Annotated in this window: 13 protein-coding genes and 1 pseudogene; 4 read left to right on the top strand and 10 right to left on the bottom strand. The window is 40.2% G+C overall.

What is annotated here, in order from left to right:
* The first annotated feature begins 83 nt into the window (after nucleotides 1-83).
* Together K8P02_RS12795 and K8P02_RS12790 are read left to right on the top strand one after the other, a co-directional pair.
* Nucleotides 84-1,022, top strand: coding sequence for a DnaJ C-terminal domain-containing protein (locus K8P02_RS12795; RefSeq protein ID WP_025866986.1), 939 nt, complete (start codon nucleotides 84-86; stop codon nucleotides 1,020-1,022).
* Nucleotides 1,023-1,035: 13 nt separating this feature from the next.
* Complete coding sequence (locus K8P02_RS12790; RefSeq protein ID WP_007486130.1) at nucleotides 1,036-1,350, top strand: chaperone modulator CbpM; 315 nt, start codon at nucleotides 1,036-1,038, stop codon at nucleotides 1,348-1,350.
* Between the two features lie 111 nt (nucleotides 1,351-1,461).
* Here the strand turns inward: K8P02_RS12790 and K8P02_RS12785 are convergent, their stop codons facing one another.
* From K8P02_RS12785 to K8P02_RS12750, 8 genes are all read right to left on the bottom strand, one after another.
* Nucleotides 1,462-2,865, bottom strand: a complete 1,404-nt coding sequence (locus tag K8P02_RS12785) for a rhomboid family intramembrane serine protease (RefSeq protein WP_025866987.1) — start codon at nucleotides 2,863-2,865, stop codon at nucleotides 1,462-1,464.
* A gap of 288 nt (nucleotides 2,866-3,153) precedes the next feature.
* Nucleotides 3,154-4,860, bottom strand: coding sequence for an acyl-CoA dehydrogenase family protein (locus tag K8P02_RS12780; protein WP_025866988.1), 1,707 nt, complete (start codon nucleotides 4,858-4,860; stop codon nucleotides 3,154-3,156).
* 127 nt (nucleotides 4,861-4,987) lie between these two features.
* Nucleotides 4,988-5,818, bottom strand: a complete 831-nt coding sequence (locus K8P02_RS12775) for an energy transducer TonB (RefSeq protein ID WP_025866989.1) — start codon at nucleotides 5,816-5,818, stop codon at nucleotides 4,988-4,990.
* Nucleotides 5,819-5,835: 17 nt separating this feature from the next.
* On the bottom strand, nucleotides 5,836-6,855 hold the full coding sequence (locus tag K8P02_RS12770) for an electron transfer flavoprotein subunit alpha/FixB family protein (protein ID WP_002560946.1): 1,020 nt from the start codon (nucleotides 6,853-6,855) through the stop codon (nucleotides 5,836-5,838).
* Between the two features lie 69 nt (nucleotides 6,856-6,924).
* Nucleotides 6,925-7,797 carry an electron transfer flavoprotein subunit beta/FixA family protein gene (locus K8P02_RS12765; protein WP_002560947.1) on the bottom strand — a complete coding sequence of 291 codons (873 nt, stop codon included), beginning with the start codon at nucleotides 7,795-7,797 and terminating at the stop codon, nucleotides 6,925-6,927.
* Nucleotides 7,798-8,014: 217 nt separating this feature from the next.
* Nucleotides 8,015-9,109, bottom strand: coding sequence for a hypothetical protein (locus tag K8P02_RS12760; RefSeq protein ID WP_025866990.1), 1,095 nt, complete (start codon nucleotides 9,107-9,109; stop codon nucleotides 8,015-8,017).
* A gap of 247 nt (nucleotides 9,110-9,356) precedes the next feature.
* Nucleotides 9,357-9,671: a TIGR04076 family protein gene (locus K8P02_RS12755; RefSeq protein ID WP_025866991.1), complete on the bottom strand. Its 315-nt coding sequence runs from the start codon at nucleotides 9,669-9,671 to the stop codon at nucleotides 9,357-9,359.
* A gap of 31 nt (nucleotides 9,672-9,702) precedes the next feature.
* Nucleotides 9,703-10,383, bottom strand: coding sequence for a transporter (locus K8P02_RS12750; RefSeq protein ID WP_002560950.1), 681 nt, complete (start codon nucleotides 10,381-10,383; stop codon nucleotides 9,703-9,705).
* A 220-nt stretch (nucleotides 10,384-10,603) separates the two neighbouring features.
* Here K8P02_RS12750 and K8P02_RS12745 point away from each other — a divergent pair.
* Nucleotides 10,604-10,759, top strand: a pseudogene (locus tag K8P02_RS12745) (LytTR family transcriptional regulator DNA-binding domain-containing protein); the annotation flags it as partial.
* Between the two features lie 3 nt (nucleotides 10,760-10,762).
* Here the strand turns inward: K8P02_RS12745 and K8P02_RS12740 are convergent.
* Complete coding sequence (locus K8P02_RS12740) at nucleotides 10,763-11,947, bottom strand: C1 family peptidase (protein ID WP_002560952.1); 1,185 nt, start codon at nucleotides 11,945-11,947, stop codon at nucleotides 10,763-10,765.
* Nucleotides 11,948-12,211: 264 nt separating this feature from the next.
* Here K8P02_RS12740 and K8P02_RS12735 point away from each other — a divergent pair, with 264 nt between their 5' ends.
* The gene (locus tag K8P02_RS12735) at nucleotides 12,212-13,057 is read left to right on the top strand and encodes a patatin-like phospholipase family protein (protein ID WP_044095391.1); all 846 of its coding nucleotides are present in this window, start codon (nucleotides 12,212-12,214) and stop codon (nucleotides 13,055-13,057) included.
* A 29-nt stretch (nucleotides 13,058-13,086) separates the two neighbouring features.
* Here K8P02_RS12735 and K8P02_RS12730 read toward each other — a convergent pair whose 3' ends face one another.
* Complete coding sequence (locus K8P02_RS12730) at nucleotides 13,087-13,959, bottom strand: aldose 1-epimerase family protein (RefSeq protein WP_025866992.1); 873 nt, start codon at nucleotides 13,957-13,959, stop codon at nucleotides 13,087-13,089.
* Nucleotides 13,960-14,420 lie beyond the last annotated feature (461 nt).

Raw genomic sequence — 14,420 nt, 5'->3', positions numbered from 1 at the left:
TTATTAAAAAATGAATCCAAATGCTGTGTTGGCGTGTTATTTGTAAACGTTTAAAGTAGTAGAACGTTTAAATATATAAAAGCATGGCTTATATAGATTATTATAAAATTCTTGGAGTAGACAAAAGTGCTTCTCAAAGTGATATTAAGAAGGCTTTTCGTAAGTTAGCCCGCCAGTATCATCCGGATTTGAATCCAAACAATCCAGGTGCAAAGGATAAGTTTCAGGAGATCAATGAGGCAAATGAGGTGTTGAGTGACCCGGAGAAGCGTAAGAAATACGATGAATACGGTGAACACTGGAAGCATGCCGATGAGTTTGAAGCTCAGAAACGTGCTCGGCAACAGGCTGGTGGCAGTGGTGGATTCTCCGGTTTTGGAGGAGGTGATGATAATGCGTATTGGTATTCTTCGGATGGTCAGGGATTTTCCGGAACCGGAGGCGAAGGGTTCTCTGATTTCTTTGAATCCATGTTTGGAGGTCGTGGTAGAGGAGGCCGTAGCAGTGCGGGATTCCGTGGGCAAGATTTTAACGCAGAACTTCATCTCTCTCTTCGTGACGCTGCAGAGACTCATAAACAGGTATTGACGGTGAATGGTAAGAATGTACGTATCACTATTCCTGCTGGTGTAGCCAATGGACAGGTTATCAAACTGAAAGGATATGGTGGTGAAGGCGTTAATGGTGGGCCTGCCGGAGATTTGTATATCACGTTTGTGATTCCTGAAGATTCTGTGTTCAAACGTTTAGGCGATGATCTTTATATCGATATTCCGTTGAACCTTTATACAGCTGTATTGGGAGGTGAACAGGAAGTTGATACACTGAACAGTAAAGTGAAACTGAAGGTGAAACCTGAAACACAGAACGGTACGAAGGTACGGTTGAAGGGGAAAGGTTTCCCTGTTTATAAGAAAGAAGGACAATTTGGCGATTTGATAGTGACCTATAATGTCAAAGTGCCTACCAATCTGACAGATAGGCAGAAAGAGTTGTTCCGGGAATTACAGAGTATGAACTAAAAAAATCAGCACTATGCAGACCGAATTAATTATAGTCAGTGAATATTGTCACAAATGCCATATTGAGCCCTCTTTTATAGAGTTATTACAGGAGGGTGGATTGATTGAAGTACATATCGAAGGTGGCGAACACTATCTGCTTGTGTCACAGCTTCCGGAGGTGGAACGTTATAGTCGTATGTATTATGACCTGTCTATCAATATGGAGGGTATTGATGCCATTCATCATCTATTGGAAAGGATGGAGAGTATGCGTAAAGAAATCAATTCGCTTCAAAGCCAGCTTTTGGTATACAGAAGACATGGCCTGGAAGAAGTAGAATGGTAATGAAAGTTGGAGATTAGTTCTTATATGAACTAAATTTCTGCCGGTTATATAAAGCAAAAGCTCCGTCTTATTTGAACGGAGCTTTTGTTTTTATATAACCGGAACTCATATTTATGGGTGTGTAAACTGAACGTTTTCAAGCATATCGTCTAAATCCTGTTGGGCAGCTTCATCATTAATCAGCATAACGAACGCATATATTGTTTTCTTTTCAGGAGAGAAGTAATAAAGAACAGTTTGCAGTATTTCATAACCTTCTTCATCAGGTGCACCGAAATGCTGCATATTGTCAGTTTTTATAAAATTCAAACCATTGATTGTAAGTGTACTGCGCTTATAATCTTCTGATGGCTCATTTTGGGCATTTCGTGGAATACTGAGAGATAATTTTTTATTGTATTCGTATATTTCGTCTGTATCATATTGTGAAACAGTGATTATAAGGTGATTGGCAGCATTGGTCCAACGTTGTTGAAGTAATATTGTTTCATTATCCTGGCGGGTAGTTTCTGCCGTCTGCCAGTTGGAAGGATAACGAAGCTGTATGCCTGCCTTTTCACTACTGAAGTTTAACCACGTATCTGAGGCGGTAAAAGGAGCGTAAGGTGGTAGTTGATCTTTGCTGGTGATACGTTTGCTTATGGGGTGTTCTTTCTGATTTTCATACTTTTCCGATTCATTGGATTCACCGGTAAGATAAGCTTGTACGAGTCCGCTATCCCATTCGTGACGCAAATCCTGATAGTCGGAGGGAACATTTTTGTTGAGGACCAGAAGTCCTATAAGGTATATCAATAAGATTCCGGCTTCTCCTCCCATCGTATAGTATTTTTGCAACTTTGATCTCTTTTCGTTGAGTGCCATTATATAGACGAAACCTAAAATGAATCCGTTGATTAATCCTCCTATATGGGCGGCATTATCTATACCCTCTTTTAATCCGTATATCAGATTGTAACCAACGAAAATCAATATACTTGAAAGTAATGCATTACGTTGTGTTTTCTCTATATGATGGAAACAAAGAAATGCCAGAAATATTCCGTATAGACCAAAGATCGCCCCGGAGGCTCCGGCGCTTATTGTTTCGGCATGCCAGAAGAGGCTGGACACTGCGGAGCAAAGTCCTGTTAATAAGTAAGCGGCAAACATACGTCGTGTTCCGAGTATCGGTTCGAGCAGCACACCGATGTAAACCAACGCATACATATTCATCAGAATATGAATGATGCCTATATGTACAAAATTGCAAGTAAGTGTACGCCACCAGCTACCGGTTAGTGTAAGTGGTCCGAAATCGGCTCCCCATTGTAGTAGTTCGAGGGTTTTAGGTTCAAACAGGTTGACACCGGAGAGAGTCATAAGAATAAAAACGAGCACATTAATGCCCAGTAGAATGGGAGTAGCTATAAAACCTTTGTGTGGGAGAAACATCGAATTTCGTTCTTTCTTTTCTTCGTTGACGTCGTCGGATTGGATCAGTTGTTCTTCTTGTTGGTCAGAGTTCATTGCCATGTGATGTGTGATGTTAATTATTATTGCGCAAAAATACGGAATAAACCTGTAAAGTGAAGATTATAGAAGTAATATATTTATTACTTTATGGCAGGGTAGGTTGGGTATGAAAAGGAGGGTGTGTCAATAAAGTAAATTAACCATCATTAAAACGCAGATTAACGCTAATTTACGCAAAGATTAAATTAAATCCGCGGTCATTTGTGTTAATCTGCGTTTCTAAAGTTACATATTGATAACTTTCTCAGACTTTTGACTCACCTTCCTTATTCTTAATTTGATTGCTGTTTATTTTCTGTAGTAAGCCAAATCGTCTTTATCGAATTTACGAATAAAGTTGATATGTTTTTCTACTTCACTTTCAGCATAACGTACATATACTTGTACAGATGTTCCGAAAAGTTCAGCGTTCTTTGAAGCATCCTGTACGAGTAGGTGCCCCATAATGATATGAGCAGCCATTTCTACCAGGCGACGTGCGCAGAAGTCGAGTAATTCCTGGTCTTTAGCCTCTGTAATCTGAGCAACACAAGCGGCGTATTTGCTTGCCATTGTTTTCAGGCGGTTGTGCAAACCTTCCATTTCGGGAGCTACCGGCATGTTTTCATACTCTTTGATACGATTGAGGTAGGCACCGGTAGTCACGTAACGGATAGCGGCTACTACCTGCAATTGAGTGGTTCCTTCGTAGATGGAAGTGATACGTGCATCACGATAAATACGTTCGCAGGCATAATCTTTCATAAAGCCCGATCCCCCATGTATCTGGATACAGTCATAAGCATTCTGATTGGCAAATTCACTACCCATACCTTTACCCAGTGGTGTGAAGGCGTCTGCCAGTTTGGCAAAAGTCTTTTGCTCAGCACGTTCTTCCGGAGTCAGTTTACGCTCTTTGGCTATATCGTCCAATGCCTTGTAAACGTCAACGAAGCGGGCAGTCTCGTATAATAGTGTACGTGAAGCGTCCAATTTTGCTTTCATCAATGAAAGGATTTCAGCTACAGCAGGGAATTCGATAATTGCTTTACCGAATTGTTTGCGGTCCTGTGCATAAGCCAGCGCTTCATTGTAAGCAGCCTGTGAGATTCCTACAGACTGGGCAGCGATACCCAGACGTGCACCGTTCATCAGTGCCATTACGTATTTGATAAGACCTAATTTGCGGTCACCACAAAGTTCAGCCTTAGCATTTTTGTATACAAGTTCGCAGGTAGGAGATCCTTTGATACCCATCTTGTTTTCAATACGGCGAACATTCACTCCACCATTACGTTTGTCGTAGATGAACATGGATAAACCACGGCCATCATGTGTTCCTTCTTCCGAGCGAGCCAATACGAGGTGGATGTCGGAATCACCGTTGGTGATAAAACGTTTTACACCGTTCAGATACCAGCATTGGTCTTTTTCGCTGTAGGTTGCTTTTAACATTACAGCCTGCAGGTCGGAACCGGCATCCGGTTCTGTCAGGTCCATAGACATGGTTTCACCTTGGCAAACTCGGGTGATATAACGTTTCTTCTGATCTTCGTTTGCAAATTCATAGATCGTTTCAGCACAATCCTGCAATCCCCAAAGGTTCTCGAAACCGGCATCACTGCGGCTTACGATATCGGCAGCCATGATGTACGGAGTAATTGGAAAATTCAGTCCACCGAAACGGCGTGGCATAGCCATACCCATCAATCCTGCTTTGCGGCAAGCTTCTAGGTTAGCTGCTGTACCATTGGCATATGTTACACGGTTATTGGCACATACCGGACCTTCATGATCAACGTTTTCGGCATTGGGAGCAATGATGTCGCCACAGATTTCACCTACAATTTCGAGCACTTTGTCATAGCTGTCCATTGCATCTTCAAAATCTATCGGAGCATAGTCGAAGTTATCTTTATCAGCGTAATTACGCTCTTTTAGCTCAACAATTCTCTTCATCAGCGGATGGCTGAGATGATGTTTTAATTCGGGAGTATCTAAATAAAAATTGGCCATTTTAATAATAATTTATAATAAGTAATTAGTAGTAAGTATTTAGTAGTTTTAAATCGATGCAGCTATTGATATTACGTTGCCGAAAAGATTTTAGCTACTAACTACCAGATTCTAAATTCCAATTTATTTATGAAGGTAAATGAAAATTAATTGGTAATGTATAGCTGATGCGTTTGGCTTCTCCATCTATCTTGCCGGGAGTCCATGTATGAGTACGGCCGATAGCTTCGACAATGCGCATTGCTTCTTTGTCAAGCAAAGGATCGACACCCGAAATTAATCGGGGAGCCGTCATATGCCCCTTTTCGTCAATCACAATCCGGAGAATAACTTTTCCCTCTGTTTTGGCTCTGACAGCATCAAGCGGGTACGCTAAGTTGTCCTTTAACAGTTTGGCCAGTGCATCTATACCTCCGGGAAATTCCGGTGCTACAAAGTAAGGCTCAAACGATAATTCGTTGCCATCGGCAGCCAGAAGCTTTCCATCTGTACATTTGTCGTTCAGATATGATTCTTCTCTGCGTAGCTTCCCATCCGGATAGTATCCTACCAATTTTCCTTCCATCTTTCCATCTTTGTAAGTAATAATCAGTTTTGTATTTCCTTCCGGATAATAAGCTATGCTTTGACCTTCCAGACGATTCTCCTTATAGATGTTTACCAGACTGTCTTTGCCATTGGCATACAAAAAAGTGCAGACTCCGTTTCTCACTCTGTTTTTCGGCTCTTTTGTGTAAGCAGAATAGTGACCTATTCCTTTAAGCCTGCCATCAAGTGTGTAGAATTCTACCTTTGTTTGCTTCTTTTTAGCTTTGGAGATCACTGCATATTCTACAGCTTTCTCCTTGTCGGTAGTCCATTGGAAGTGTTTATCCACATAAACTATTTTTTGGGCCGAAAGCGTACTGCTACCTGTAAATAGTAGTACTGCTATGATAGTCAGAAATACACCTTTCATATTACCCCTGTTTTTGGCTATTTGGAATTTTGTTTATAATACTTTATCATCTTCGGCACAACCTCTTCGATAGAACCGTTGATTACATAATCGGCAATCGTATTGATCGGAGCTTCCGGATCGTTATTGATAGAGATAATAATACCGCTTTCCTGCATACCGGCAATGTGCTGGATTTGTCCGGAGATACCGCAAGCGATGTAAAGTTTCGGACGGACTGTCACACCGGTCTGACCAATTTGACGGTCGTGATCGATAAAACCTGCGTCTACTGCAGCACGGCTGGCACCTACCTCAGCATTCAATACTTTTGCAAGATCGAACAATAAGTTGAAGTTCTCTTTAGAACCTACTCCATAGCCACCGGCGATGATGATGGGCGAACCTTTCAGATTGTTTTTAGCTTTTTCTACATGGCGTTCAATCACTTTTACTACATAATCCGTATCGGCAACATATTTTTTTACGTCATGACGGATTACTTCTCCTTTGTAATCAGCAGAAAGAATTGCTTTTTTCATCACACCTTCGCGAACGGTAGCCATTTGCGGACGGTGTTCGGGATTCACAATTGTAGCTACAATGTTACCACCAAAAGCCGGACGAATCTGATACAACAGGTTTTTGTAAGTCTTTCCTTCTTTCTTATCCTCATGGTCACCGATTTCAAGTGAAGTACAATCGGCAGTAAGTCCGCTGGTCAATGCAGAAGATACACGCGGACCAAGGTCACGACCGATAACGGTAGCACCCATCAGGCAGATTTGCGGCTGCTCTTCTTTAAACAGATTTACCAGGATAGAGGTATGTGGGAGGGAAGTATAAGGGTAAAGTCCTTTACCATCAAATATGTGAAGTTTATCTACTCCGTATGGCAGGATTTGTTTTTCAATATCTTTGAGACCGGTTCCGGCAACTACAGCTTCGAGTGCGCAATTCAATTCGTTAGCTAACGAGCGGCCTTTGGTCAGAAGTTCGAGGCTTACGTCTGCGACGATACCTTCTTCTATTTCGCAATATACAAATAAGTTATTCATATCTTTTAAGTAGTTAGTAGTTAGAATATAGTAGTAAGCATAGGAATGCTATTACTGTATTCATACTCCTTAGCCAATGGTATGGTTAGCTAACAGTTCAACAATCAGATTCTCTACATCATGGTCACTGCCACTGATGGTTTTACTCTCTTTTGCCTGGAACACAATGTTCTGGATGGACTTTACTTTTGTAGGTGAACCGCTAAGACCGCACTGTGCAAGATCTCCGTTCACATCGGCTACACTCCATTCAGCTAAATTCAGGTAGTCACGGTTGTCATACAGGTCGGTGTAATCCAGATTACCCTGCTGTTTTTCAGTTACAGTTTTGGCGTGTTTGTACTTCTGTACGAGTTTCGCATTGCGTGGGCGGCAGGGAGCTGCACTTCCGTTTACAGTGATCACAATGGGTAACGGACCTTCTACGGTTTCGATACCTCCGTCAATATGACGTTTCACAGTAATGCGTCCATCAGCTACTTTCAGGATTTCTTCGGCATATGTGATCTGAGTCAGACCTAATTTCTCTGCTACTTGCGGGCCTACTTGTGCAGTGTCTCCGTCAATGGCCTGACGACCGCCGATGATGATGTCACACTTACCTATTTTCTTGATGGCTGTAGCCAAAGCGTACGATGTAGCCAATGTATCGGCACCGGCAAAAGCACGGTCAGTCAACAAATAACCGTTATCGGCACCACGGAAAAGTCCTTCACGAATAATATCGGCTGCACGGCCCGGTCCCATGGTAAGGATGGTAACGGTTGAGCCTGGATGGGCATCTTTCAATCGGAGAGCTTGCTCAAGAGCATTCAGATCTTCGGGGTTGAAGATGGCAGGGAGTGCCGCACGGTTAATAGTTCCGTCGGCTTTCATGGCATCTTTCCCAACGTTACGTGTGTCGGGAACTTGTTTTGCCAATACAACAATTTTCAAACTCATGCTATTAATTTTAGTATTAGTATTTCTACAAGTTAGTAGCCAGTAGTCAGTAGTAAGAATCTTGCTATCAAACTATCCGGTTAACTATCAGCGTGCAAATTTACGGAAACAGTTGGTTCTGACAAGAAAACCATTAAGAAAATGCACAGGTTTAAAGTTTTTGAGCAAAAGATCAGGAGGGAGGATGTAGATTTCCGCTCTTCATTCTTTGTTAAGATTAAGATAGCGAATCCAATATGTTGGGTTCCGCATAAACCACATATCCGGGATATTCCATCGCTTCATCCAGCAGTAATAAAATAATATTGGCATGTTCTGTCACCCAAATGGCAACAGGATAACCATCTTTCTTTTGTTCAGAGAACAATTTGTCATACAGTTGCCACATCTTATCAGTTTTATCTTCATACGTTGGAGCTGAATAGAGCTTACAGAAATAATCATAAAGAACATGGTAACTTTGAGTAATGTCGTTATGAAAAAGCCTTACTTCAGCAAATGGGACAGTACCGCTAAGGCCGTATGTGGTCATTAAATCGGGACTGCTATTCAGTACATCTGCATAAGAATACCAGGCTTGAGAATCTTTAGTGATGTCACTCCAATTATAAACCAGAAAATCTTTGTTGTCGGTGATGGAGATATCGAGCTGATGACGGAAAATTGTCTTATTGTCTTTCCATGCAGTCAGGTAAGTTTTATATTCACTGGGATACTTGAAGCAGTGTCCCCACTTCAAGGTCAGATGGCTATCCATCCAATCTTCTCCTTCTTCATGTTCAAACACTCGAAAACTACCATTCAGACCATCTACTGTCCAAACGATTGAATCGCATATAGCAGAAAGTTCACTGGAATTGATTGACTGCGAATTTTTATTATAGAGATAAAAGTTCATCATATTAAAAATGTTTCCTTTCTGTTGCTCGACGGCAAGAAGAGGCATTGGATATTCTGTCACTTTCACCTTTATTGTAGCCGTTTGTCTCGTTTCATGGTCGATGACTACTATGTCAGTTTCGCCTTTCTGTTTGCCTTTAATTTCTATTTTAGCTTTATAACTGCCAAATTCCCAAGTATAAAGGACGTCAATCAGGTCTGAGTTTTTAACATCTAACGTAGTGTTTTCATGGGCAGTCAGGTCTACGATAACACTGCGCCCCTGCATTACTTCGCAGGAGTTTTTAGAGAGTTCCAAATGATACTCAGGATTATTATCATCACTATTTTTGCTACAACTTGTACTAAAAACAACAAATAGAGATAGTAGTAGACTACCTAATGACAGGTTTAGTTTGTTTTTTGTTCTCATGATTATATGCTCGTATATATAACGGTACAAAGTTAAGAATATCAAATGAAAAAGTCTTGAAGTGATTCAATACTTTCATTCTTTCCGTAATTTTCTTCGATATGGCTAATGGTTTCGGATGTTAGCCCAGCAGGAAGAGATACTATTTCCTTTAGAGTGGTATATTGTGGTAGATTTGGGCAACGCTGTAACGTAACAAATTGATGTCGTATCGTTTTAAGAATTGAAAGAATTTTTAGCGCGTATCTCAGTCTGCATCTTCTTCCATGGTTTCAATCAAAAAACTAACCGGACGAAAGCCGTCATTGCACGATATCATGGCAGACTTTTCATTTTTCATCCAGCCATTGTATAAATTGCTGCCGCCATGTGACAAAGTCATCACAAAAGGTGATATACTCTCCCAGGCACTATCACACATCTCTTTGGGTTTCTCCCAACCATTGGCTATAAAAACTTGTCCCTCTTTCATATCACAAGCATGTTCCATCGGATTTTCATACTTCTCCATCAAATCTTGATAACAAGCTATTCGCATAACGGTAATCTTACATTTTTTCATAATTATATTATTTGGGGAGGTTAAAGTGATATTATAAACTTATTCCAAATACAAAATATACCTGGTTTTCGTGTGGATTTACTATGAACTTGCCAGAGATAGGAAGTGAGAAGCTCTTGGTGAATTTTAGTTCTTTGGTAGCTGATAAACCTATATTGACTACATTAAACTTATCAGCGTACATACCCTCCCAGGGAGTGAATCCGGCTTCGATGGCAAGGTCAACTCCCTTTACATTAAAAGGGTAGGAGAGTTCGCAATAACTGGACCATGCCCGTTTATCGTTTTCACGATAATCATTACCGGCAAAAGTAGTGTACCAGGCAGCAGTCAGAGGAAATCTTTCACTGATAGTATATGCTGCTCCAAATTCAAACGTATGGCCACTGCTGTGTGCCGAATAGTTGAAATAGTCAAAGGGCTCTTCTTCGCTTTGTTCGAAATAATTGGTAACGCTCAGAGTGAATCCTTTAAATTCGTATTCTAATGTAAGGTCTATCTCGTTGTTTTCATTGCGAAATTCAGTAGATCCCCATGCCGAAAGAGTGAAATCTCCCAGACTTACTCCTAAGGTAGGCTGTACGGAGGCATTACCGCATTTCATACCTCGCCATATATAATTGCTAACGAAGTCGGCATTGACAAAAACTTCTTGTGCCTGCATTATGAAAGGGCAAAGGAGTAATAATATAAATATGATTCGTTTTTTCATCCTGTTGGTTGTTTTTTTAAGTTGCAAAGATAATGCAAAGATTGATTGGATAAAAAAGATTCTTTTACTTCATTTTAAACTTAGTATTTTAACTACTATTTAAAATGCATATTAACGGTGTATTAAAATGCATAGTTTGGACTAATAAAGTACGTACTTTTTTATCCCTTGATTATCAGGTGTTTCTGGACTTTATAAAAAGAAAAAACGGCAACTCGCAAAATTGTTTATGCGGGTACACCGTTCTTATATTGTTACTCTCTGCAAAATTGCAGAAATTTCCCGTTTGCGTATCATCTTTGATAGGAATACCTACATTCCGGTAGGTGAAAGCTATAAAGAGCGTTTTACGGAGTATATTGAAAAACTAATGTAGTTCTTATTTGATACCTAACTTTTTCGCAATTTCTTTGGGAAGAGCATCTTTGTGCACCAGAATATTCATTGTCTTGTAAGCAACGAATGCTTTGGAAGCATACCATATTCCGTCGTATTTACCGCTTGGGCCCCAAGAGTTCTTTACCATAAAGTACTCTTTGCCATTCTGATCTTTGGCAATACCGTAGATTACCATACCATGGTCATCTGTTGTTTCCCAGTTATCAAATGCTTGTTGACGCATCTCCTGAGTTACATTCATTTCCGGCAAAGGACGTGCAGTCAGTTCCTTACGCTTATCGGCGGCAGTAAGTCCTGTCCAGCGAGCCATATCAGAACCTGTCAGCTCAGCGCCTTTTGCTGCATCCGGCATAACGGCGATACCATCACGGGTAAAACCTTGTTCGCTCACATCACTTCCCCATGCAAAAGTATACCCTTTCTTTACTGCATTATCCATTACTGCCATAAATTCATCCAACGGAAGGTTCCATGATAAACCATTGCGCCAATTGTCCTGAATTTCGATAGAGAACTGGCTATAGAAAGGATGGTGTGTATATGAAGTCAAAGATACATAGTCATCCGGATTTATACCTAATGATTGTGCAAAAGTCTGCGGAGTGTATTCTTTTCCTTTATAAGTAAACTTTTCCGGACACTGTCCCAGGTATGTATCATAGATGGCACTGATACCTTTTTGCCATACTGGAGTCAGTTTGGTTAGTTTTCCCTTGGCAATAGCATCTACATAAGCACCTGCTACGGCATCCAGCTCATTGTGTACCGGCAGTGAGTCGCCATACATAATTCCCGGCATAGCTTCTTGTGGTACAAGGCCGTAATTCTTCAGACAGTACATGATATCATAGAAACTACCGCCTGGTGAAAAAGAACTGTCACCATGATAACGAACATAATTGCGTGCACGGTCTACCATTGTATGATGAACCACGAACATTTCAGAGAAATCATATTCTCCTTTGCCCATCCGGAGCAATTCTGATTCAAGAAAACCGAGGGCAGAGAAGCTCCAACACGTACTCGAACGGTTTTGATTTTTGATAGATGTAATCGGATTTTCTTTAACTGTAGTGAAAACGAAGCCTTCTTCTTTTGTGTCCTGAGCTTTCATGCTCATACTGCAAATACAGAGTGCTGCCGCAACAAGAATTGTCTTTTTCATTATTATGTTGTTTTTATTATATTTATGCGACAAAGATACATGAATAACTTTGAAAATAGAAATAATTATTGCAGTTTTGCCCGGTATTGGTGTTCTGATCTTGTTGGGGAGATACATTAATTTCATTAGATTCATTGCCGAATCTTGTTCATTTGTTATTTTTGATCGAGAAGCAAATATAAATTGCACTTTGGCATAAAAAAATGAATGAGTTCATTTTATTCTGCTTCCGGTTTGCATTATCTTTGCAAAAAGAAAAGAACTATGACTCTTGACAATCAGACCGGACTGGTGCTTGAAGGTGGAGGTATGCGGGGAGTATTTACTTGTGGCGTACTTGACTATCTGATGGATCGTGATATTCGTTTTCCATATACAATCGGTGTTTCTGCCGGAGCATGTAATGGGCTCTCTTATATGTCTCGTCAGCGTGGACGTGCAAAATACAGTAACATCGATCTGTTGGAGAAGTACCATTACATTGGTCTGCGCCATTTACTCAAGAAACGAAATATTATGGATTTTGATCTTTTGTTTACTGAGTTTCCCGAGCATATCCTGCCCTATGATTATGATGCTTACTTTTCTTCTCCCGAACGTTTTGTGATGGTGACTACAAATTGCCTGACCGGAGAAGCTAATTATTTTGAAGAGAAAAGCGATAAGAATCGGGTGATTGATATTGTAAGAGCTTCAAGTAGTTTGCCATTTGTTTGTCCGATAGCCTATGTAGATAGTGTCCCGATGTTAGATGGTGGTATTGTTGATAGCATTCCTTTGCAACGTGCTATTACGGATGGATACCTTAACAATGTAGTGGTTTTAACTCGTAATCGTGGTTACCGGAAAGAGAATAAAGATATTAAAATCCCCTCATTTGTTTATCGTAAATATCCCAAAATGCGTGAAGCCCTGAGTTGCCGTTGTGCTGTTTATAATGCACAGCTCGAAATGGTGGAACGTATGGAGGATGAAGGACGGATAACTGTTATCCGTCCCGTTAAACCTGTGTTGGTAGATCGCATTGAAAAAGACATTCACAAACTGACCGAATTCTATGAAGAAGGTTATGCCTGTGCCAAACGCATATTTGAGGATATTACCCTTTAATAAACTAACCGGTAACTCAAAATGAACGATTAGGCGATTATTATGGAGTATCCTCCCCGGAACGTTTCGCCTACTGCCAGGTGTTGCATCCAATCCTTGTCTTTGTATTCTCCGGTGTAGTGTGCACGGTCGCAGCGGCCATACCATGGTTCGATACAAACAAATGGTGCATTCTTAGTTGGTGGTGACCAAAGACCTACTACTGGAGCTGTGAAGCGCAGACTCAGATAAGGTTTCTTTTCTTTGGTACAGAGAATTACTTCTTTTATCTGGCTATTTTCTATTATCAGAGCATCTTTGTCAAAGGTATGTGTGTCTATTGGCAATAGTCCGTCTGACGGGAGCTCCAACAAATACTCTTTATTAGGGTCTGTACAACCTTTTTCGGAGATAAGAATGTATTTTATTCCTTCCTTTTTATCAAATTCAAAGAATCCGCGTTCAGCATTGACATTGTTAAATTCCGGAAAATAGAATGCCGGATGAGCACCTATCTGGAAGTACATTTCTTTATCTCCCGTATTTTTCACCGTCCATAATACGTCAATTTGTTTTCCTTGTATACGATATCCTATTTCGAGGCAGAAAGGGAAAGGATATTTCTTTCGGGTCTCTTCATTATCTATTAGTCGGTAACGTACTTCGTCAGGTTGTTCAAGTATGAGTTCGAAATCCATGTCGCGGGCAAATCCATGTTGGGTAAGATGATAAGTTACACCTTCGTGGTGATATTCATTATCCCATACGCTGCCTACGATGGGAAATAACACGGGAGAATGACGTTTCCAAAAGGCAGGGTCAGCTTGCCATAGATATTCTTTTCCGTTAGAGATAATGCTACATAATTCGGCTCCGTGAGAGGATACCTGAATGGAAAGTTGTGAGTTGGATATTGTTTTCATGATTATCCGATCTTTATTATATTTAATGCTATCTGTTATTTATCCTTCAAATGTAGCATATTTATTATTTAATCTGATAATCTCTATTGCATATTCTGTATAATAACTGATTGGAATTATTTTAGTATATATATTCTGTTCATACGATTGCTAAAGTGTTGCCGGAACTAGTTTGTATTTTATATCTTTTATTGGTTGGTTACTTCCCATGAATTATAAATTCTACCTTTTAACTTTAAAAGTCCTTTGTTTACGGCTCCATGTATCAATATTGATATAGTATGAAACAAATGTGGCATGTTATTTTATGTTTTCCGCAATATCTTTGCCATAGGATTTCTATTAAGAACAACTTTATTTTTTTATTTCTTAAATTTTAATATTATGAATGAGAGTAAACATGTATTTCAGAATTGCATAATCTTTGCACTTCTTTTTTTGCATCTTATTAATAGCGAAAC

This window comes from Bacteroides nordii (assembly GCF_019930665.1).
Lineage (GTDB): Bacteria > Bacteroidota > Bacteroidia > Bacteroidales > Bacteroidaceae > Bacteroides > Bacteroides nordii.
Note: the sequence above shows the minus strand (reverse complement) of the source record. Positions and strands in the feature narration are given on the sequence as shown.